At 38.4% G+C, this 22,480-nt stretch carries 13 protein-coding genes; 5 read left to right on the top strand and 8 right to left on the bottom strand.

Features of this window, described 5'->3' with window-relative positions; all coding sequences use genetic code 11:
* Nucleotides 1-15: 15 nt before the first annotated feature.
* The 7 genes from AC0VZ4_RS03520 to AC0VZ4_RS03490 all read right to left on the bottom strand — a co-directional run bounded on the left by AC0VZ4_RS03520 (nucleotide 16) and on the right by AC0VZ4_RS03490 (nucleotide 11,587).
* Nucleotides 16-2,664 (bottom strand): DUF2339 domain-containing protein, encoded by a 2,649-nt coding sequence (locus AC0VZ4_RS03520; protein ID WP_475440924.1) that lies wholly within the window; start codon nucleotides 2,662-2,664, stop codon nucleotides 16-18.
* A gap of 350 nt (nucleotides 2,665-3,014) precedes the next feature.
* On the bottom strand, nucleotides 3,015-4,307 hold the full coding sequence (locus AC0VZ4_RS03515) for a metallophosphoesterase (protein WP_475440923.1): 1,293 nt from the start codon (nucleotides 4,305-4,307) through the stop codon (nucleotides 3,015-3,017).
* 56 nt (nucleotides 4,308-4,363) lie between these two features.
* Complete coding sequence (locus AC0VZ4_RS03510) at nucleotides 4,364-7,150, bottom strand: TonB-dependent receptor (RefSeq protein ID WP_475440922.1); 2,787 nt, start codon at nucleotides 7,148-7,150, stop codon at nucleotides 4,364-4,366.
* 397 nt (nucleotides 7,151-7,547) lie between these two features.
* On the bottom strand, nucleotides 7,548-8,909 hold the full coding sequence (locus tag AC0VZ4_RS03505) for a hypothetical protein (protein WP_475440921.1): 1,362 nt from the start codon (nucleotides 8,907-8,909) through the stop codon (nucleotides 7,548-7,550).
* Between the two features lie 163 nt (nucleotides 8,910-9,072).
* The gene (locus tag AC0VZ4_RS03500) at nucleotides 9,073-9,978 is read right to left on the bottom strand and encodes a GGDEF domain-containing protein (protein WP_475440920.1); all 906 of its coding nucleotides are present in this window, start codon (nucleotides 9,976-9,978) and stop codon (nucleotides 9,073-9,075) included.
* 99 nt (nucleotides 9,979-10,077) lie between these two features.
* On the bottom strand, nucleotides 10,078-10,662 hold the full coding sequence (locus AC0VZ4_RS03495) for a YqaA family protein (protein ID WP_475440919.1): 585 nt from the start codon (nucleotides 10,660-10,662) through the stop codon (nucleotides 10,078-10,080).
* 175 nt (nucleotides 10,663-10,837) lie between these two features.
* The gene (locus AC0VZ4_RS03490) at nucleotides 10,838-11,587 is read right to left on the bottom strand and encodes an IS5 family transposase (RefSeq protein WP_475439649.1); all 750 of its coding nucleotides are present in this window, start codon (nucleotides 11,585-11,587) and stop codon (nucleotides 10,838-10,840) included.
* Nucleotides 11,588-12,185: 598 nt separating this feature from the next.
* On the opposite strand from AC0VZ4_RS03490, the gene AC0VZ4_RS03485 reads away from it, so the two are divergent.
* From AC0VZ4_RS03485 to AC0VZ4_RS03465, 5 genes are all read left to right on the top strand, one after another.
* Nucleotides 12,186-12,977, top strand: coding sequence for a DUF4198 domain-containing protein (locus AC0VZ4_RS03485; protein ID WP_475440918.1), 792 nt, complete (start codon nucleotides 12,186-12,188; stop codon nucleotides 12,975-12,977).
* 12 nt (nucleotides 12,978-12,989) lie between these two features.
* The gene (locus AC0VZ4_RS03480; protein WP_475440917.1) at nucleotides 12,990-13,925 is read left to right on the top strand and encodes an EF-hand domain-containing protein; all 936 of its coding nucleotides are present in this window, start codon (nucleotides 12,990-12,992) and stop codon (nucleotides 13,923-13,925) included.
* 73 nt (nucleotides 13,926-13,998) lie between these two features.
* Nucleotides 13,999-15,492 (top strand): DUF2271 domain-containing protein, encoded by a 1,494-nt coding sequence (locus AC0VZ4_RS03475; protein ID WP_149614469.1) that lies wholly within the window; start codon nucleotides 13,999-14,001, stop codon nucleotides 15,490-15,492.
* A 93-nt stretch (nucleotides 15,493-15,585) separates the two neighbouring features.
* Complete coding sequence (locus AC0VZ4_RS03470; RefSeq protein ID WP_475440916.1) at nucleotides 15,586-17,838, top strand: TonB-dependent hemoglobin/transferrin/lactoferrin family receptor; 2,253 nt, start codon at nucleotides 15,586-15,588, stop codon at nucleotides 17,836-17,838.
* A gap of 167 nt (nucleotides 17,839-18,005) precedes the next feature.
* Nucleotides 18,006-19,241, top strand: a complete 1,236-nt coding sequence (locus tag AC0VZ4_RS03465; protein WP_475440915.1) for a TMEM143 family protein — start codon at nucleotides 18,006-18,008, stop codon at nucleotides 19,239-19,241.
* A gap of 86 nt (nucleotides 19,242-19,327) precedes the next feature.
* Here AC0VZ4_RS03465 and AC0VZ4_RS03460 read toward each other — a convergent pair whose 3' ends face one another.
* Complete coding sequence (locus tag AC0VZ4_RS03460) at nucleotides 19,328-22,474, bottom strand: efflux RND transporter permease subunit (protein WP_475440914.1); 3,147 nt, start codon at nucleotides 22,472-22,474, stop codon at nucleotides 19,328-19,330.
* Between the last annotated feature and the right edge of the window lie 6 nt (nucleotides 22,475-22,480).

Raw genomic sequence — 22,480 nt, 5'->3', positions numbered from 1 at the left:
AAAGTGTTCATAAAGTTAAACTGGATTTACTCGGCTTCTGAGCTTTTGGAACAACCAACTTAGCCCCACTAACGAAAGCCCCAATCCAATAAACGAAAGCGCTTTAAGTAAGCCCTCCAAGTTAGCCATGTCAATTAAAAACACCTTAACAATAACTGCAGCTAGTAAGCCTAGGCCTACTTTTTGTATTAATAATTGATTTTTAAGATGACCAAAAATAACAGTACCCGCCCCCAATAATAACCAAATAACAGAGTAGCTATAAAGCTCTGCATTGCTTGCGCCTTTTGATAAGTAAATGTAAGGGCCTTGCCAATATTGGCGAATAAAGCTGTTTATAGCCAATAATATAAAACCACCCGCAACGGCCAATATAAATGGCGTAGCTTTAGCATTTATTGGTTTTACAAGCTTGGCCAGCCAAAGCGTTAATCCTGCAGGTACTAACCACAATAGTAATAACCAGTTAAATATTGGCAGCTCACCTATGTAAAGTGATTCAAATAATGGGTTGTCGTCAAGCAGTGTTTTAATAGCAAAAAACCCCGCTAACCCTGCAAGTGCAAAACCCGCCACTTTATATAACTTAGCTAAAGTACCGGCAAGTTTTGCTCTGTGTAAGTACACGCACCCTAATGCCAGCCAGTTACAGGTAAGGAGTATTTGTTCGTAAAAGTTAAGTGAATCAAATTGCGGATAATGCCCTACTAACTGATAACTTGTTTCGGTGGTAATAAAAATCGCTAAACAATGAAGGGCTGCACCTTCTAACCATACTTTTAATTGAGATGCTTTAAAGCACCTAGCTGCGGCAAAAAATAACGCAATGCATAACGGGTAAACCACTATGCTCCAATGCAAACCAAATACCGTGAGTGCATCGTAACTTGGCGTCCAAGGTGAAAGCGTAAGGCGCAGTAATAACGCAGCAACCAAGGCTTTTATAGGCCAATGTGGCATAGGCACGCTATAGCGTTTAATAAGTACGCTTATAAGTAATACTTGTACAGCAAGAGCAATGGTTAGGCCGCTGTCACTTAGTAGCATGGTAATTGCTAACGTAATATTGGCATTAGCGCCTACCCAATAAGTAAAACGCTGAAATAGCGTTGTATTATGTTGCGCGAGCTTTATTAAAATAGCCGCCACTACAAACAATACAACGGCCCAAAATGGATATGCAGTACTTAACGCAGAATTAGGAATAAGCGTATATAAAGTCGCTATCATTACAAATACACTAAATGCCCCCGTAATATGAAACGCTAAACGCTTAATCTGTTTTTTACCGTAATAAAGCCCAAAAGCGGTAAGTAACAATCCGAGTAATAAACCCAAACCGTATTCATTTTTGAATATAAAGAGAGCGTCATCAAATAGATTTGGCGAAAGATGCGTGCGCTGAGCGCCTATCACTAATAGCGTTGATATAACTAACGCTACACCCTGCCAAATATCCCAACGGCTATTTTTAAGGACTAAAAATAGCATTAATACAATACTTAACACGCCGATTGCTTGCCACTGCATATCAAAGTGACTTATTAGCATGGTAAATATTAAGGGCGCTATAAAAGCGAGTAATAAGAGATGATCTGGGAGCACTTTAATTAAGCGCTTTAAACTGTGCGGGCGATGTTCAATAACATTCAGTTTTAGACCTAAGCGCGGTATAGCAATTAGCCCTATAATACTAAGTAAAGCAAACGTCCCCATTAACCAAACGGTATTAATTTTAAGTAATGTAAAACCAACTAAATACCAGCCAATGTGCCCTGCCCATAATAAATACCACAACCAAGCTCGCTGTACTTTATGTGCAACTAACGCAGCCGACAAACTTACAAAACCAACATACATAAATAATGCAAACAAGTTACCACTGCCTGTACTAACCCATATTGGTACACTATAAGCGCCAATAATACCTAATACAGCCAATAATGGGCCTAGCCTAAGCGCCATTGCGCTTGCACTAATCGCAATAACAGCCAGTGCAAAAAATGCCACGGTAGGGCTAAGCATAGCGTAGCTACTGTAAGCTAAAAGCGTTAAAGCAAAGCAGGTAATAAACCCGCCGCTGGCAAGTGCTGCGGGTATGTAATTATTAAAGCCTTCAAATACAATGCGTTTATGGTGTAAATAAGCCGCAGCTGCAATTAAGCTAAGCCCAAATAAGCCACCTAAACTCAGCCTCATAACAGGCGATAGTAATCCCGCTTCTAGGCTGTATTTAGCTAAAAATATGCCACCAAACGCAAGCGCTATTGCGCCAATCCAGGTCATCCAATTCTCTTCAAACCCTGTACGTAGTTTATTAAGTAATAATTCGATAGGAGATGGTGTTTTGCGTTTTGTTTTAGCTGTGCTGTTAATACTGGATTTAACCGCTATTTGGGGTCCAGTGGCTAGATTTGTGTATACGGGTTCTGGTTTATATACTTTGGCTGAAGCAATCACAGGCTGGTTATGTGCAATATTTGCATCAACACATTGAGTTTGTTTTTGCACTACGACATTTGATTGTAACTCATTCACTTTTGCTTTTAAAAAAGTAATATCTTGCTTCAAACTCTTTAATTGTATAAGCGCAATTAATCCACAAATAGCGCCCCCCACAACTACCAATATAAGTATTACTGCTAAACCTATTAAATCATCCATGGCACACTCTGTAGTTATTCATTTACAGCGGCTATAGTACCTATTTTTTTATATTATCTACATTAATAATGTTTTTTACGCTATTACTTAGCCTGAACTCTGGTTAAGAGGCTTACTAACTTATTGAATTATGGTGATATTTAAATTTATTTTCTCTAGCCAGAGATTTTCAGTGAGAACAAGGCGAATTTACGCGTCAATAGCTGGCCTATTGCAAGTAAATTCAACACAGTTAGCGCTAAAAATAGCTGCTCAAGATAGATTTTTTATCCAGAGTTCAGCTTAATTAGCATCAATAAATAATACAAAAGCCAAGCACAGCTTGGCTTTTGTTGTGTTAAGCTTTTATATTATTGTGTGCGTTTTTTAAACCTAAATTGCCCCTCATCTATCAACCCACCACTTAAGTTTCGCGGCGTTGTATAAAAACTAACTTTAAGTTGATCTTGTTGATTATCAATATTTATGTGACTAAAGCCCCAAACAAAGCTCTTTGACCACACTAAATCATACTCCGGATATTTTTGGGCTTGAAACTGTGCAAATGGGGAATGTTTGCCACGCATTTTTGAAGCTGCACCAGATATTATAAGCGGTAATTTGCCATGACTACTGCCGCTATCAAACTCAGAGCAATCATCAGTTAACAGTTCTAAATCGTGTTCATGACCCGCAATATAGCCATCAGCATATTTACATAGTGTTGGCATTAGTAAACGCCGTAAAACATGCCCTTCTGTGTATTTTGTACCACCAATTGACCATAAAATATGATGCCCATACACTAACTTCCACTTAGCTGTTGAGTTAGCAATTTCTTTTTTTAACCATGCTAGCTGCTTAATATCTTCGCCATTTTTTGGTCCTTCGTGCTTATCATGAACTTCAAGCTTGGCTGCACCACTTTTAATTGCTTGTTGTTCATTACCTTCACTGCCATCAGGGTTAAGCGGCACTTTATAGTATGTTTGCCCCGCCAACAGCATATTTGTATCTAAAACGAAAAATTCTACGTCGTTACCTGGCGTCCCTTTTTTATAACTGTAGTACCCTTGTTCACCCATAAAAAAATTAGGTTGTTGCGCCATCCACTCAGTTTGTAATGCCACACCTTTTCGAGAGCTGCGCCAGTCATGGTTACCTAAAGCAGAATATACAATCAAAGATGGATCAGCATCGAACAATGGTTTCAAAGGGGCATAAATTAGCTCATGTAAACGTTTTTGATCATCTTTACCATCATTAGCATCTGCGCCATCGGGGTAAACATTATCGCCTAATTGAATAGCAAACTGACACTCTTTGCTTTCACATAATTTAGCCATAGCTAGGCCAACCGCTTGTGCACCACCTTGTTCGGTTGCTATATCTGTCCCCGGATACACATAAATAGGAGCATGATCAAACTCTTTACGTGGTCGATAATCTTCAAGCCAATCTTGTAATTCTTTGGCTATAAATTCAGTTTTGTTTTTGGGGTTTTTAATCTGTTTCTTTTTGGGGTAGTCAACGTGATAGCCGCCATCCCCAAAAGCGATAAAATTTATATTTTTACTAGGTGTATTTTCAGCCTGCGCACTGCACGCACTAAGTAACATGCAACAAGCAAATGCAAGTGGTGAAAGAAGTAATTTGTTCATCATTTTATATTCCACAAAAAGGCCTACTTATATCAAGTAGGCCTTTTTAGTTGTGTAAATTAAAGAGAGTTAATAGTAAACCCTAGCTCATAAGTACGACCGTATGATTCATATTGGTAGTTGTATTTACGCTCACCATGATAAAGATACAAAGGCTCATCGGTTAAGTTTTTCGCATTAAAGTAAACATTAACAGAATCATTTATAAAGTACTTACCGCTGAAATCTAATTGCGTGTGACTATCTTCATATACATTCATGTCAGCATCTTCAAATTGGAAGCTTTCACTCTTATAAGATGCGCTCAAACGAGTGCTAATTACATTGTTTTCATAACCAACAATAAAGTTACCTATTTTATCTGCTTGATTTGGTAAGTCATCGTCAGCATTAATAAATGTGCCATTTGCACTAATTAAAAAACCAGAATTAAACGTTTTACTCCAGTTAAGTTCAAGCCCTGTTAGTGATGCAGAGCCACCATTAACCATTTGCACAACTTCTTGGTAACCATTCCATTGGCCGTTATCTTGTACTTCTTGCTGAACAATATAGTTGTCGATATCTTTGTAGAACAGCCCCGCTGAAAGTACCCCAATACTGCCTGGGTAGTATTCAATAGAGGCATCGAGATTCATTGATTCATAAGGGTCTAAATCGGGGTTTCCCACTTCAGCTTTACGCTCAACGGAAATTACGCCGTCATCTTCACTGCTTTCAGATTCAATTAACTGAAACGCCGCAGAATCTTTAAATGAAGGGCGTGCAATTGTATTTGTATAGGCAAAACGAGAGACTAATTTATCACTGTGCTCATAGCGCATATTTAAACTAGGTAAAAAATGATCATAATCTTTTGTGGCTTTCCAAGGTGTGCTTGTAACTACTTCCGTATCGTTTACATCATCAGTTAATAGCGCGACCTGATTACCTTCAGTATCAAATTGAGTTCCTTCATAACGAAGGCCTGCGACAATTTGTAACTTATCAATATCTAACGTTACCATTGCATAAGCTGCAACAATATCTTCATTACTGGTATAACTTGCACCATCGGACTCAACTTGTGAGTCGTTTTCGTTCAGTTCAAATGCACCACGATTATTATTCACAAATTGACGGATAGCTGAACGATTTAGACCAGGACCAAATTCTCCTAAATCATAGTCGGGGGCAGACGCAGCGAAGTCACTCGCGAGTGCTCCTTGTAAGTCATCCTTATAAATCCAAACATTTACATCGTTACGTTTTTCACGGCTTTGATATTTAGCGCCAAACTTGAATTCACCATTGTTATTATTCCAAACAAAATCACGACTGAAATCAACCTTAAAGGTCATTGCTTCATCTTCACTAAGATTGTCGTTAGCCTCGACTTTATCTAAAACAAAATTGCTCATGTCGTTAGCATTAGATGATTGAGATAAGCTTGGTATTTCACTTTGTGCAATATAACCCAAATCAAGCCCTTCACCCGCAAAGCTTACATCTAAGCGATCTGGCTCTTTTTCGTCTGACTTTGAGTAACCGACGCTGTATTCAACAAACCAATTGTTTAATTGATGCTCGCCACCTGCGACCAATGACAAAATGCTTTGTTCTTCATAACGATCTTTCGTATCTCGGTCCATTTCAGCGTCAGAAAAAGAAGCGCTGTTATTATCATGTGTATTAACTTGGCCATCGCTAAACTTAAACTCTTTACGCTGGCGGTATTCATCATCCGAGAAATCACTGTAAAGTGTGCGTAAATAGTATCGATTTGCTACACCACTGTGTAAATCAAAGTTAAGCGCAGCACCTAAACGCTCACGTGTAATTTGATATTGGCGTTGCTCAATCTCTTCTGCTCCAAAAATTTTTATATCTTCACCCGTAGCGTCATCTTCAACTTTAAATTCGCTCCAGCCACCATCAGTTTCAACATTACGAGAACCAAAGTCACGTTTAAACCATGAAATAGCAGTCGCTACCCCTAAATCCAAACCGTTACTGAGTTCATAAACATCTGTAAAACTTGCCGAAAATTTAGGGCTAGTGTCCGACTCAAGTTCATTATATGAACCTTGTGCGGTGAAGCTATAACTCTGCCCAGATTTATCAAAAGCACTTAAACTTTTAACTTCAATTGAGCCACCAATCGCACTTGCATCCATGTCGGGTGTGACCGTTTTACTTACTTCTAAACTTTGAATTAATTCACTTGGAATAACATCCATTGCCACACTGCGAACCCCTGCCTCGGGAGAAGGTACATTAAGGCCATTCACGGTCACATTATTTAAATTAGGATCGATACCACGAATACCAACAAAACGTCCTTCACCTTGGTCTCGCGCTATAAAAACCCCCGGCAGGCGCTGTAAAGCTTCCGCTGCATTTTGATCTGGGAGCTGACCAATTGAATCAGCACTTACCACTGACTTTAGGTTACTGGCATTTTTTTGTCTGTTAATCGCGCCAGCTTGCCCTGCACTTTGACCATAAACAATAATATTATCAATCGCATCCTCTTGCTCACCTATTATTATTTGTTGCGTGAACACGTTTTCATCAACAATTTTTATTTTTTTCTCTACCGAGGATGCACCAATATAATCAACCATTAAGGTGTAATCCCCTGCTGGTAGATTATTAAATGAGAAAGTACCATCACGCCCGCTGACTGTTTTTAGGTTTAGTTCTTTTACAGTAATTTTTGCACCACCAAAGTAAACACTTTGACTTGAATCGGTAATGCGTCCTTTAACGGCGCCATCAGCTAAAACTGGGGTTGTATATAAAATGCCACAACATGCTAATGCGAGACTCGACTTAATAAAAGGTGATGATTTAAAAGGGTTCATAATGTTTCTCTTAATTGCTGCTTATGATTAATAGGCCATACTGGCTCGGCACGGACATCCTAATTACAGAAGATGAATTAAATATGTCAGTGTTTTTTATCTCCTATTTAAACCATGTTTTTATGTTGTTTTTTTTACAAAAAAACGACAACGTGAGCTAATTTGACTCCCCTTAATTTACCTATAATTACGGTTTGATAATAAAAACTACAAACAAAATAGAGCTAAAATAATAAACGATTAAATATGTTGAGCTGTTCAGACTCTAACTTAACTAAGACATCTGTTTACGACCAAAATACAACCTGTCTCAATCAACAAACAAACCTGTTATTTTTAATCAAAAAAAAGCCCCAAGTAAAAAATACTCAGGGCATGTAACTATTTTTAAAACTAACTATTCAACACTATCGGTGATCGTACGTTCTAAGGTCATTTTATAACCTGAACTCGTTGTTGTATCGTGCTCTAAGATAAGTATGTAGTTTCCTTCTTGCGTAAAGTCCATATCGCTTTGTTGGATAAGCACGATTTGCTGCCCGTTATCCTCAAATACTGCATAAACAGTGTAAATCTCGTTGTCTACGACTTGCTCTTCTTGATCGTATTTATCAAGCCCATCAACAACATTACTTGTGTCTTCTACTGTTTCACCGTTAAGTGTAAAGTACACGTCAACTTCAGAGACTGATTGACCTGCATAATTTTCAATTAAATTTACAACTGATACCGTATGACTATAACTGCTAGGTGTAAGGTTTTCTTCTACGCTCATCATACGAGGACCATTTTCTTCGTCGTTATAAAAAATCCCCACTGCACTTTGTTCACGCTCTAACGTCATTAAAAAGTTATCAGCAAGCTTAGTGCCTTCTTCGTCATACATAGCAACACTGTAGCTGTTAGGCGATAATTCAACATAGTTAGTATAAGTATCGTTGGCTACTGTATCGGTTGTTAACTCTGTAGTACCACGAGTAATTGAGAAGCTAACCGGTGAATAGCTATCCATTGTATTAATGAATCGTAATTGGCCTTGTGCATCTTGATGATTTAGCTCCGTGACATAGTTATTATCAGTCACTACATCAAGCGTAATACCGTTTTTTTCGGTTGCATAGCTTGGACGGATCATAGCAACGTAGCTTGCTTCGTCGTAGTAATAAACTGAAGGTGATTCAAAAATAACATCCGAACTACCTGCCGCTGTCACATAAATTGTATAATACCCTTCTTCAAGTGTTTGCAGCTCGGGCTCAGCCAAATACTGCGCAGAGGCAAATAATGTTGCGCTTTCAAATACACCATCATCCGTAGCTATATAAATATCATAGTTATTATTTTCATTCGTGGTATTAAAAAAGCCTAAGTTAAATTCATCAGTGTCACTAGAGATAGGCACGCTAAGCTCTGTGAATATAGGCTCAGCAAAATCGCCACTCATCACAATTAATTGTGTTTTATCACCTTTAATTGATATTTCTTGATCACTAATTGTTATATAGCTGTCGTTAGCATCTAGATACTCAAAACTTACGTCATAAGTACCTGTACTGTAGTTATGGCGAGTAGTTACATCGGCAAAATCAGCGCCTGATCGCTCTGTTTCTTCAACAAACAAACGTGTGTATGGGCTATTGTAAGAGCCGTTATACAATTGGATGTAACCTGTAGAGCTTGAGCTATCGTCAGAGCCACAGCCCGACAAAATAGTAATTAGACTTAAGGGTAATGCAGCTTTTAAAAGGGAGTTGGTCATTAAGGTTATTCCTTATTATTAATATCCCCATTATGACCCAAACATTCTATTTTAATTTCATGGTTTACAAACCATTACTCTCACTGACATTTCCTTACGAAAACGTTAAAAAGTGTAAGGAATGTGCAAACAATAAGAATATATTTTATATAATTAAGAGCGACTAGAGGGCAATTTCATAACGATCTCGACCGCCTTTCTTAGCTAAATATAAAGCTTGGTCAGCGCGCTTCATTACTTTATCCAAAGGCTCATCAGGCATTTGCATTGCAACACCAATACTCACTGTCAAGTGGCGAGCATTTTGAACATTAATAGAATGCGCAAGGGCAATTAACTGCTGCGAAAACTCACACGCTTGCGTCATATTATTTGTAGGTAAATAACCACCAAACTCCTCACCACCGAGACGAGCAAATTTGTTTTTGTGCGTAAAAGTATTGTCGAATTTAGTTGCTAGTTCTTTGAGCACTAAATCACCAATATCGTGACCAAACTCATCATTAATCATTTTAAAGTGGTCTATATCGATAATTAAAATAACGTAAGGTGAGTGCTGAGCACCTTTAGCGTGCTGATAAAAGTAGCGTCTGTTATGTACCTTAGTTAAATCATCAATAATGAGCTCACGCGCTAATCGGTTATTAATACTTTGTACAAACCTCATCGTTTTAAATAAACCATAAGATGTTAAAAGCATGCCGATGGTTCTGCATAAGTCTTCCAAGTAAATACTCACCCAATAAGGCTGTACTACTATCTCATCTATTAAATCAGCTATGTTACCCATAGACCAAAGCATCAATCCAAGAGTCAAAAATGCATATGCAAGCTTAGAAAGTTTGGAGCATTGAACCATCCAAAATAAAAAAATAAGAACAATTAAATTAATAAAGTCAGTTGCAAAGCCGTAAACATTACTTTGAACTTGCAAGGGAGGTAAATTAGTTAAAGAATAGGCCGAAAAAATAACAATATAAGCGAATAAAAATAGACTTACAGCTTTATTTCCCCAACTCATTTTAAAAAAATTAGAAAGCCTAACGGTAACGTTTACAGTTTCAATCATATTGACCACTAAGCTTTTTCAGCAATACATCAGAAAATTATAACATACTACTAAGTAGTAGTATGAGAATAAAGTGATAGATAATGCTTAATATTGAGCTTAAATCACCAAACTTAGTCCCCAAACCACTAACACTAGAAATGTTATTAAAACCATTGCCTTAGTTTTATGCTTATTAATAATGCGTTCGGCTTGGTTGCCTGCATAGTAGACCACAATGGCCAAGCCAAAATAACGAATAGAGCGTGCAATAGCACTTGCTAATAAAAACAGTACGAGTGAATATTTAGTAGCGCCCGCTGCAAGCATCGCTATTTGAAAAGGGATTGGTACAATACCAAGCGTTATTACAAACCAAAAACCTTGATCTTGTATTTTTTGTTTAACGTTTTCAAATTGCTCAGGGCTCGAAAGTGTATTAATAATCCAATCGCCAACGGCATCAAATAGGTAATAACCCAAAGCATAGCCAAACAGAGCTCCCACAACACATCCCAAAGTAGCCATAAATGCAATAAGCCAAAGTTTTTCACGTCGAGCTTGCATTAATGGCACTAAAACAGCCTCAAGTGGAATAGGGACTATAGTCAACTCTAAAAAAGACGCAACGGTAATACCACTTAACATATGCTTAGAATCTATAAATTGACGTGTTTTTTGTTTAAGTTTTTTTTGAATAGCCATTATAATTCCCTTCTATAATTTAAACTCTCAACAATATAAAGTAGAGGTCTTTATTTCTATTTATCAGACACTTAAAAAACAAATATAAAGTCTATTTCACCTAAAAAACCACTACTGTAAATTTAACCTACAGAGATAAACCCACCAAAATCGAATGCTAGGGGCTGTTGATCTTTCACATTGGTAGCCAAATCATTGCACATGCCAGCGCTAACATACTCTCAAACTGTAATTTCAATTTATCGTACCTTGTCGCTATAGCACGGAAGTGCTTTAGCCTTGCAAAGGCATTTTCAACTAAATGCCTATATTTATATAAGCACCAATCAATATCACCATTACCTGTTTTTGAGTTTTTCTTTCTAGGGATCACTGGGCTTGAGTTTCTCTCTCGAACCTTATTTCTAATGACTTCACTATCATAGCCTTTGTCTGCGATAACAAAATCGCCTTGGGGCAATAATTCAATCAGTTCATTTGCCACTTTACTATCATGAACATCGCCGCCTGTAATAATAAATTCAATTGGTAAGCCATAACTATCAACAGCTAAATGAATTTTACTTGTATTACCGCCACGACTTAATGCTATCGCTTGTTCTTGTTGAGACGCAGCACCTGTACTGTGTTGATGTGCTTTAACATAACTGCCATCAATGAATTCCCACTCAGTGTCACTATTGGCGGATAATGATTTGAACAACCTTATTAATATTCCTTTTTTAGACCAAAGTAGAAATCGGCGGTAAATAGTATTCCATAAACCAAAACACTCAGGGAGGTCACGCCATGGGCAACCAACACGTAAGCGATATAAAATTCCTTCCATCGTTTGTCTGTGTTCAAGCTTGTTATAAACTCTATCTTCAAGCAAAATTGATTTTAGCTTCGACCACAACTTATCAGTGAGCATTAATCGGGGCATGGTAATCTCGTAAGGTTTGTTTTTGGCGAAGTAAATTATACGAGATTACCGCTTACGCACAAAATTCAAACAAAGATCAACAGCCCCTAATAAAGTTAAATTAACCTGAGATCTGGTTAAGATATTTACCAACGTATTGAATTATAGTGATATGTAAATTTATATTCTCTAGCCAGAAATTTTCAGTGAAAACAAGACGAACTTACGCGTCAATAGCTGGCCTGTTGCAAGTAAATTCAACACAGTGAGCGCTGAAAATAGCTGCTTGAGATAGATTTATTATCCACAGTTCAGGTTAAATTAACCTCCCTACAATCCAAGTAACAATATAACTAACTTGCGAAGTATCATCGCATATTCAGCTTAATACAGGATGAAAATACATATTTATGAGCAAGTCGCTATTTACTACATATGTTTCGCCTTATAAGCAATAAACGTTACAAGCTAAGTCCAAGGTTTTTACTGAAAACATATTCATGTAAAAAACACACCAATTAAATAAAAATGATATTGCGAATTATTCGTATTTATATATAATATGCCGAAATTATTCCCGCTCAACTGTATTATTTGTTTACTTAATTAGGAATTTATTATGCGTTTAAAAAAACTATTAACAGGTGTGATGCTACTCACAGTCTGTGCAACAAGTTATGCCCACACTCCTTATTTAGCGCCCTACTCTTTTGATGAATCAAGTCAAGATAACGTTACTTTAGACGCTGCTTTTGCAGAGAAATTCTTTGTTCCTGAGCTTGCGTTTAATAACAGTATTTTTACTGTAATTAATCCTAATGGTGAAACCATAAATCCTGATAATGTTGTGAAATTGCATTTACGTATGGTTGTAGAGCATCAGCTAAAAGAAGAAGGTACTTATCGCTTTAGCACAGGTAAACGCTTAGGCCGTGTGTTTAAAATGTATGAAATAAACGGTGAAAGAAAATCGCTAGAAAACCCAATGGATGCAATCCCTGAGGGAGGAAAGTTACTCGCCTTTTTCCAATCACTCACCTTAGCTGAAAGTTATGTAACCAAAGGTGCCCCAAGTGAAACAGCCCTAAAACCTTACGGTCAAGGCTTAGAGTTTGTTGCTAAAAGCCACCCTAATGAACTTTTTGTTGGTGAACGTTTATCAATGGTTAGCTTGTTTAATGGAAAACCACTGGCTGACTTAACTGTTGATGTTTTTCAGGCGAACGATCAATTTAGCAATGATAAACCTTCCATCTCATTAAAAAGTAACGATAAAGGCGAGTTTAGCTTTATGCCACAAAAACAAGGCGTATACCTTTTACGTGCACGTTATAAAAGTGATGCACCTAAAGGCTCTCCGGCCCCTCAAATCAGTAATACCTACACCCTTGTTGTTGAAGCGACAGAATAAACGAGAAATAAAATGAACAAAATAATAACGATTACTTTTACTACTGTTTTAGCACTACTAAGTACAGTCACAAATGCAGCATCGCATAGCAAGTCGATTTACATAAACCAATACGATACCAACAATGACGGCAATGTGCACTTAGCTGAATTTGACAATGCCCGACAGAATAACTTTAACAACACTGACGAAAATAAGGATGGCGCAGTAAGCGAAAACGAATATGTTTTTGAATACCAAGACCGCATGGATAAACAACTCACCCTTGATAGGTTAGTGCAAGTTAAACAAACCACAGTACGCTTCAAAGCACTCGATAAAAATGAAAATGCTAAAATGGAATGGCAAGAATACCAAGCATCTGGTGTACGAAGTTTTACAAAATATGATGTAAATAAAGACGGCACAATTAACGACCTAGATCCTGAGCCAAAAAGAAAAACAGAAAAGAAAACGGTTGAAAAAACTGAGCAGCAATTAGCACAAGAAAAACAAAACAAATTAAACAGAGCAAAACGCCTACTTCGTATGCCAACAACGCACGATCGAAAAGGTTTTTTTATTAAATACGACCTAAATCAAGATAACATTATTACCCAAAAAGAATTTAACCAACGCCGCCGACAAGACTTTGATCGTGCCGACGAAGATGCTAATAATTGGCTAACAGAGCAAGAGTATATTTTTGAATATGAAAACCGTTTAGATAAAAAGATAGCCAGTACACGCAAAGCTGCATTAAAACAAACACACATTCGTTTTAATGTTTTAGATAAAGATGAAGATGGTGCAATGACCTTTGCTGAATACCAGCTGTCAGGGCATCGTAGTTTTACACGTTGGGATACTGACAAAAACGGTATCGTCAACAACCTAGATCCAGCTCCTAAAAAAAATGAATATGTGAGCAACAATAAAACGGCAAAATCATCAAACACTAATTACTGAATATTAAACGCCTCCCTGCCAATAAATTTACAGGCAGGGAGAACAATATTGAATTAAGGAATGTTGATAAATCATGTTAAAAAAAATATTCGGTGCTGCTTTATTGCTTATTTTTAACACACAGCCAGTTCTTGCAATGGTAAATGCCCATTACGATAATGTATTAGGTACATCAATGGATATAAGCATTGCAGGTGTACCTCAACTGCAAGCCGAAAAAGCGATAGGTAGTACATTAAATGAAATAACACGCTTAGAAGGGATTCTTTCAACGTGGCAAAAAGAGAGTCAGATTAGCTTGCTAAACAAATTAGGAAGTAAACAAAACCTTCCTAGTGAATTAATTGAAATTGTTGAATTATGTGAAAAATGGCATGCCGCTTCGCATAAAAAATTCAGTTGCAAAATGGGAAAATTAAAAGAGCTTTGGTTAGCCGCTGAACGCACTGATAGCGTACCAGATAGGATTGCCGTACGTTATAAAGCTCGCGATATCCAACGCTCAACCATTAACATTGATGCTGTAAAAAGCAGTGTAATATTAGATGAAAAAATAGCACTTGATCCTGCGGGGTTAGCAAAAGGGTTTATTATTGACTTAGCTTATGCGCATTTGCATTCGTTATTGCCTGATGCAACGGGATTAAAATTAGATATTGGCGGTGATGCATATTATTGGGGAAAACCAAATAATAATGCTAAATGGCATGTTGCAATAGCCGATCCGACAAATCTAAACGATGCTCAATCAGCAGCGCCATATTATGTGAATTTATCAAATATGGCCATTGCATCAAGTAGTCACCATAATCGCTTTAGACAGATTCAAAGAAGAAAATTTAGCCATATTTTAGATCCACAAGATGGCTGGCCAATGGACTATGCGCCATCTGCAACGGTTATAGCTAAAGACGCCGTCACTGCAGATGCCATCGCAACAGCATTAAGCACTCAATCAATATCACAAGGAATAGATTGGGTTAATCAACTAGAAAATGTTGAAGCATTAATAGTATCGCCTCAAGGTTTAAAAGTGGCATCAGCTGGATGGCATACTTTTGTAGGCTCTGAAACTGAAGCCATTGATGAGCTTTCTGCTAACTCACTGCAAATAGAATATCAAATACCTAATTTACAAGTAGCTAAATATGAAAAACCTTATGTTGCTATTTGGATAAGCGATCGCCAAAACCGTAGTGTTTATAATTTACTATTACTGGGTGAAAGTAATCGATGGGCTAAAGAAAACAGTCGTTGGTGGCGACGTGTCGGTCGTAAAAATCCAGATTTATTAGATGGTATAGCTCGTCCAACTCGCCGACCAGGAGAATATAAAGTTATTTGGAGTGGCCTAAATAATAATGGTGAATTTGATAGAAAAGCTAAATACTATCTAAATATAGAAGCGGCAAGAGAAGGTGGAGGCCACAACTATAAACGGATTGAATTTGAGTTTAGCCCTCATACTGAATCAGCCTCACTACCTAAAAAATTGGTCATTCCTGCTAAAGGTGAACTGGGAATTGTAAGCATAACTTATAAAACAACAAATAATAATCGCCTCTAACGCTCACTCATTTAAAGGTATTATTAAAAAATAAATATGTAAATCGCAATCATTTGCTTTTGCATTTAAATTAACATTAAATTAGGGATCATCATGAAATATAAAAAATCCATTTTAACCAGTGCGATAACCATTGCACTTAGTGGGCAAGCTTTCGGACAGACCATACAAACACTAGAAAAAACGGTTGTTAAATCTCAAAGCATTGAGCGTGATGCGGTAGTAGAAGTACTTAGTAGTGAAGAATTAGCACTTCGCCAAGTTGATAACTTTGAAGATTTAGTAAAATTAGTACCTGGTGTATCTGTATCAAAAGGTGATGATCGCTGGGGTGCAAGTGGCTTTAATATTAGAGGATTAGATGAAGACCGAGTTGCTATTAATGTTGATGGCGTGCCACAGGGCGAAACACTAAAGTACGAAAGCGGACAAGCTTACGGATATTTTAAAGGTTCACGTAATGGTGTCGATATTGAAGCACTAAAAACAGTTGAAATTGTTAAAGGTGCTGATGCTATTTTATCGGGTAACGGTTCGCTTGCTGGTGCCGTTAATATGACAACGAAAGATCCAGACGATTTTCTTTCTTATCAAGGCAATGACTCAGGTTTTGCCATAAAAGCAGGCTACAGTGGTGAAAATAGCGAAACAATGACCTCACTCACAGCGGCTAATAGAACTGGTGCTCTAGAATCACTCATTATTTATACCTATCGCGATGGTAATGAATTTGAAAACTATGATATGAATGGCGCTGATATAGAAGGCTCTGCCAGAGAAATTCCTGACCCTCAAGATACTAAGTTAAATAGTGTACTAGCTAAGCTTATTTATGAAATTAGTCCTGACAATGAAATTGGATTTGTTGGTACTTATTATAAAACAAAAGTTATTACTGATACGCAATCATTTAATGGGGGTTGGTATTCAAACCGAGTAGGCAACGATATAAGTAAAACAACCCGAGTTGGTGTTTTTCATAAATACGAAGGTGAAACAGCTCTTTTTGATAAAATAACCACTGCATTAAATAAACAAAGTATCGACTTTGCGGCTAATACGAGCCAACACGCTAGATTTGGTTTTGGTGGTGGAATAACTACCGATGAAGACCGTGTTGATACACGTGCTTTTAATCAAGACCTATTCCAAGTAACAGTTGATCTAGAGAAGTCATTTAAGTTTGCGCAACAAAAACATAAATTAGTTTATGGTGCTGAAATATTAAATAAAGACTATGAAAACTCACAAGTACGAAAGTCTAACAGCATTTTAAACGACAAGGGTTGGGTAGAATCAAGCAGCCAAGCTTTGATCCCAAAATCAGAAGCCGACACTTATACTTTATACGCCTTAGATACGTTTAATCTTGGAAAAACAACTCAGGCGCGTCTTGGCGCACGATATGACCACTATACATATAATGCTAAAGCAGATGAAAACTATTCAGATGAATCAGGAACATTAGGAGAAATTTCGTTCTCTATGGCAACATGGACAGCTGGCATTGAACAAGCACTCAATGATTCATTTAGTATTGAAATGGGTGTATCAACTGGCTTCAGAGCACCTACCATTGAAGATATGTACACAACAAGTGGCACTCTCGATGATTGGAATGAAGTTCCCAATGCCGATCTAAAAGCGGAATACAGCACTAACTATGACGTTGCGTTAGTTGGTGAGTTTTCTAAAGGTAGTTTTCGTTTAGGTACTTTTTTCAGTAAGTATAAAGACTTTATTGATAGCGAAAAACGCCAAGGCATAAATACTAATACGGGTGAAACAGACCCAGATGGATTTTTTGTCAACTTTAATTCAGATACCGTTGAAATTAAAGGTATTGAGTTCTCGGCCGACCTTAACCTAAGCCGCACATTTGATTTAACACCCGGTTTAAAAACGCGTGTACAAGCGGCTTATACAAGTGGTGAAAATAGCGAAGATACGCCTATCTACTCTATTCAGCCGTTTAATTTAACGTGGGGAATAAGCTACGACCAGCCTGAAGGTAATTGGGGCGTTCACACATATGCTTCTTACACTGCAGGTAAAGAAGATAAAGACTCCTTTACAATCGATGAAAATGGCGAAAAAACATACCCTCTTTATTCTAGTAATGCAGCAACAATTATTGACCTAACTGGGTATTACAATATTACTGAGTCTTTACGCTTGGTTGCAGGCGTATACAACGTAACAGATAAAGAATATTACCGTTGGGATAGTGTCCGCTTTGTTGACCAAGGTGATATGAGACCTGGGATCGGAGTGACTGATAACGGCATTAAACGCTACAGCGAAGCAGGCCGTAATTTAGGTGTAAATGTAAGTTATAAATTTTAAGGTACACAAAATAATTAATTTTTAGGCCGAGTTATGACTATAACTCGGCTTTTTTTCTTCTAGCCAAGATAAATAGTCCTTAAACAAAAAGCATGTTAGAAATAGCAGACAAATTAACTTACAATTAAAAGTAGTGAGTATTTTAATTGTAAGTAGTTATTAAATTTATGCAAAGTGCGCGTTTTATTCCCTTTAGAAAGCAAGATATTGTTGATATGTGTAGCGAAGAGCTTAAAAGCAGTACACAAAAAACATCGTTTAAACAATTTTGCGATTTACTAGCCAGCCTTATTCATTACGATTACCACGCAACACTTGAATCACTTAAAAATAACTACGCCCCGTTTGATCCCAACAGTGACACGCGATCATTAGCGCCAGTATCGGCGGATCAAAAAGCGCAGTGCCAACATGAGTTTGCTAAAGATTTTGCCAAAGTACTCAATGCTGCTAATTTTGAAGTGATCACCAATGAAGACTTACAAGAGGCATTAAACGAAGAATCACTATTTAAAGTGCGCCTTGAGGTTGAGTTTGACGACTTTGAAGAAGTGGTATTTTATCGCCGTGGCGAGTCGCAACTCACTGAAACCATCACCAGCTTTTGGGGCCTTCGTAAAAAACCGCTGCACTTTACTAATTACGACCGAGTTGCGGTGTTTATTCGCTTTAAAGACAGCGCTTATTTTGCAGCTAAAAATAAAACGCCAATGGGGTTTGAGCCAAGTTCAACCATAGTAAAGTTGTTTCAAAATGTGCCAAAGGCTGATCTCGAAATGCTATTTCCTAATAGCGAAGTACGCATGCGCCCTATTGATAAAGCAATTATTGGCTCATCGGCTTTAGTTGGCGGTGCAGTGGTACTTATAACTAAACTTGGCGCATCAATCGTATTATTGCTTGCTCTGTTTGCTTTTTGGGGTGGTTTTAGAAGTGAAGCTGTAGAAATGACCCAACAACATTTTATTACCTTTGCTATTGGCATGGGAGTATTTGGCAGCTTTATTTTTAAAGAATGGAGTAAGTTTAAAAACCGTAAAATTAAATTTATGAAAGCGCTTAGCGATAACCTCTACTTTAAAAACCTCGATAACAACGCGGGTGTTTTTCACACGCTTATTGACGCCGCCGAAGAAGAAGACATAAAAGAAGCCCTGCTTGCGTATACCTTTTTACTCAAATCAGAAAGCGGCTTAACCGCACAAACGCTTGATGAACAAATAGAGCATTGGTTTAAAAGTAAATACCAGTGCGATCTTGATTTTGAAATTAGCGACGCACTTGAAAAGCTGGTGCGTATGCGTTTGGTAACGTGCACTAGTGATGTGTATAGCGCAATAAATTTAGATCACGCAAAAACGATACTGGATGAGCGCTGGGATAATCTTTTTCAATATAATTAATGTAGTATTTTTGCTAAATAATACCCAAATAAAAAAGCAGCTGATAAGTACAGCTGCTTTTTTATTATATTATCAATAGCTAGTATTTAAGCTAATTCAGCTTCTGCTTTTTTAGTAAATTTAGAATGCACTAACTTATAAAGCGCAGGCAATATTAACAGTGTCAGTAAAGTTGATGAAATAATCCCGCCAACCACTACTGTGGCGAGAGGTTTTTGCATTTCAGAACCCGTTCCCGAATTAAGCGCCATAGGTATAAAGCCTAAACTTGCCACCAGCGCAGTCATCAGTACTGGGCGCAGGCGCTGTAATGCACCGCTGTGAATTGCTTCAAACAAACTTAAGCCGTCGCTTCGTAACTGCTTAATAAACGACAGCATAACCACGCCGTTTAATACCGCGACACCACTTAGGGCAATAAACCCCACACCCGCTGAAATTGAAAGCGGCATATCGCGCAGCAATAACGCAAGCACACCCCCCGTTAATGCCAGTGGCACACCACTAAATATAATCAATGAATCACGAAGCGATCCAAAGGCGCTATACAGTAAGCCAAATATAAGCAGTAAAGTGACCGGCACAACCAACGACAATCGCTTACTTGCCGATTGTAGCTGCTCAAACGTGCCGCCGTATTCAAGCCAATAGCCACTTGGTAAATTAAGTGATTCATTCATGCTCGCTTGCGCATCACTTACAAAGCTTGCTAAATCGCGCCCCTCTACATTGGCAGTTACTACTACATTGCGCTTACCACTTTCGCGGTTTATTTGATTAGGCCCTTTTTCAATGCTGATTGTCGCTACTTCGCCAAGCGGTACAAATGCAAGTTCTGGGTTACTATCTTTAGGTAAAGCAACTGGCAAACGAGCAAGTGCTGATACATCGCTAGACCAACGCTTATCAAGGCGCACTAATAACGAAAAACGTTTATCGCCCTCGTAAATTAGTCCGGTTTGCACACCACCAACAGCGGCGGCAAGTGTTTGTTGAATATCGTTTACGCTTAAACCTAATAACGCCATGTGGTCGCGCATTGGTGTTACCGAAAGTGTTGGCAATCCTTCCATTTGCTCCAAACGTACATCGGTAGCGTCTGCAATATTACGCATTAGCCCTGTGGCTTTTTCGCCAAACTCTTTAAGTACGCTTAAGTCGTCACCATAAATACGCAGTGCCACATCGGCGCGCACGCCAGCAATTAACTCGTTAAAGCGCATTTCTATTGGTTGTGTAAATTCGTAATTATTACCTGGTACATCGTTAACACGGGTACGAATTTGCTGAACCAATTCTGCTTTAGTGAGTGCTGGATTAGGCCACTCTTCTTGCGGTTTAAGTATTAAAAAAGTATCAGCAACATTGGGCGGCATAGGATCGCTTGCTACATCAGCAGTACCAATTTTTGAAAATACGTTAGCAACCTCAGGCTGATCTAATATGGCTTGCTCAAGTTCTTTTTGCATTTGCACAGATTGCTCAATACCAGTGCCAGTAATGCGCAGCGCGTGCATAGCAATATCGCCCTCATCAAGTTTCGATAAAAATTCTGCGCCCATGTTTTTAACTTTAAAACCAAGCACTAATACTAATGCAGTGGCAATACCCACCATCAGCCACGGTAATTTAAGCGATATACCAAGTAATGGTTTATACACTTTTTTAACGCCGCGCATGAGTGCATTTTCGGTTTCATCAACCTTACCGCGAACAAACACTGCAATAGCAGCAGGAACAAAGGTAACGCCAAATATAAGCGCGCCAATTAACGCCGCAACTACTGTAAATGCCATTGGCTGAAACATTTTGCCTTCAACGCCGCTTAGTGCAAATAAAGGTAAATAAACCAGCATAATAATAACAATACCAAATACAGCCGGTGTAAATACTTCTTTGGTGGCTGCGGTCACTACATTTAAACGCTCGCTTAAGGTAAGTAGCCTGCCATGTTTATGCTGAGCTACACCGAGTTGGCGCAGGCAGTTTTCAACTACAATTACAGCGCCATCAACAATTAAACCAAAATCGATTGCGCCTAGGCTCATTAGGTTACCCGATACGCGATTACCCACCATACCTGTAACGGCAAACAACATACTCAACGGAATAACCATTGCCGTAATAAGCGCGCCCGTTACATTACCCAGCAGTAATAGCAAAATCACTATCACTAAAATGGCACCTTCAAATAAGTTGGTTTGCACGGTTGCTATGGTTTTATCAACAAGAGTTGTACGGTCGTAAACCGCTTCAACAATAACGCCAGCGGGTAAGCTTTTTTGCACATCAACTAACTTATCAGCCATCGCTTTTGCCACTACGCGGCTGTTTTCGCCAATTAGCATCATGGCGGTGCCGAGCACGGTTTCCTCGCCGTTATAAGTGGCCGCGCCAGTTCTAAGCTCCTTGCCTAAAAGCACGTTAGCCACATCTTTAATGCGTACAGGTGCATCGTCGCGCTTAGCTATAACGGTATTGGCTATGTCATCAATGGTTTTTAACTGCCCTGGTGAGCGTACTAAATATTGCCCATCAAAACGCTCAATATAGCCTGCGCCTCGGTTACTGTTATTAACCTCAAGTGCACTAATTACATCGCTAATAGTAAGCTTATAGGCAATGAGTTTTTCGGGCACTGGCGCTACTTGATATTGGCGCTCAAAACCACCTTGGCTGTTTATTTCGGTTACGCCTTTTACTTTTAAAAGCTGAGGACGAATAACCCAATCTTGCAAAGTACGTAAATCTTCAGCGTTGTAGGCGGTACCATCTTCTTTTAACGCATTAGGCGCGGCGTGCGCACTATAAGTAAATATTTCGCCTAAACCACTGGCAATAGGACCCAAGTTTGGCTCTACATTATTAGGTAAGTCAGAGCGAATACTTTGAATACGCTCACCAATTTGCTGACGCGCCCAATAAATATCGGTGCCTTCATCAAAAATAACCGTTACTTGCGAAAGCCCATAACGCGAAAGCGAACGGGTGTAATCAAGCTTAGGTATGCCCGCCATGGCGGTTTCTACCAAATAAGTAATGCGTTGCTCTACCTCTAATGGCGTAAAACCCTGCGCTTTGGTATTAATTTGCACTTGTACGTTAGTTATATCGGGTACTGCGTCTACCGCTAAATTTTGAATGTTGTATACACCAAATCCAGCAAATAAAAATGTAAGCGCAAGCACCAGCATGCGGCGTTTAACCGCAAAAGAAACTATCCAATTAATCATGGTGCC

The organism is Pseudoalteromonas sp. QJM3NY_22 (assembly GCF_056173065.1).
Note: the sequence above shows the minus strand (reverse complement) of the source record. Positions and strands in the feature narration are given on the sequence as shown.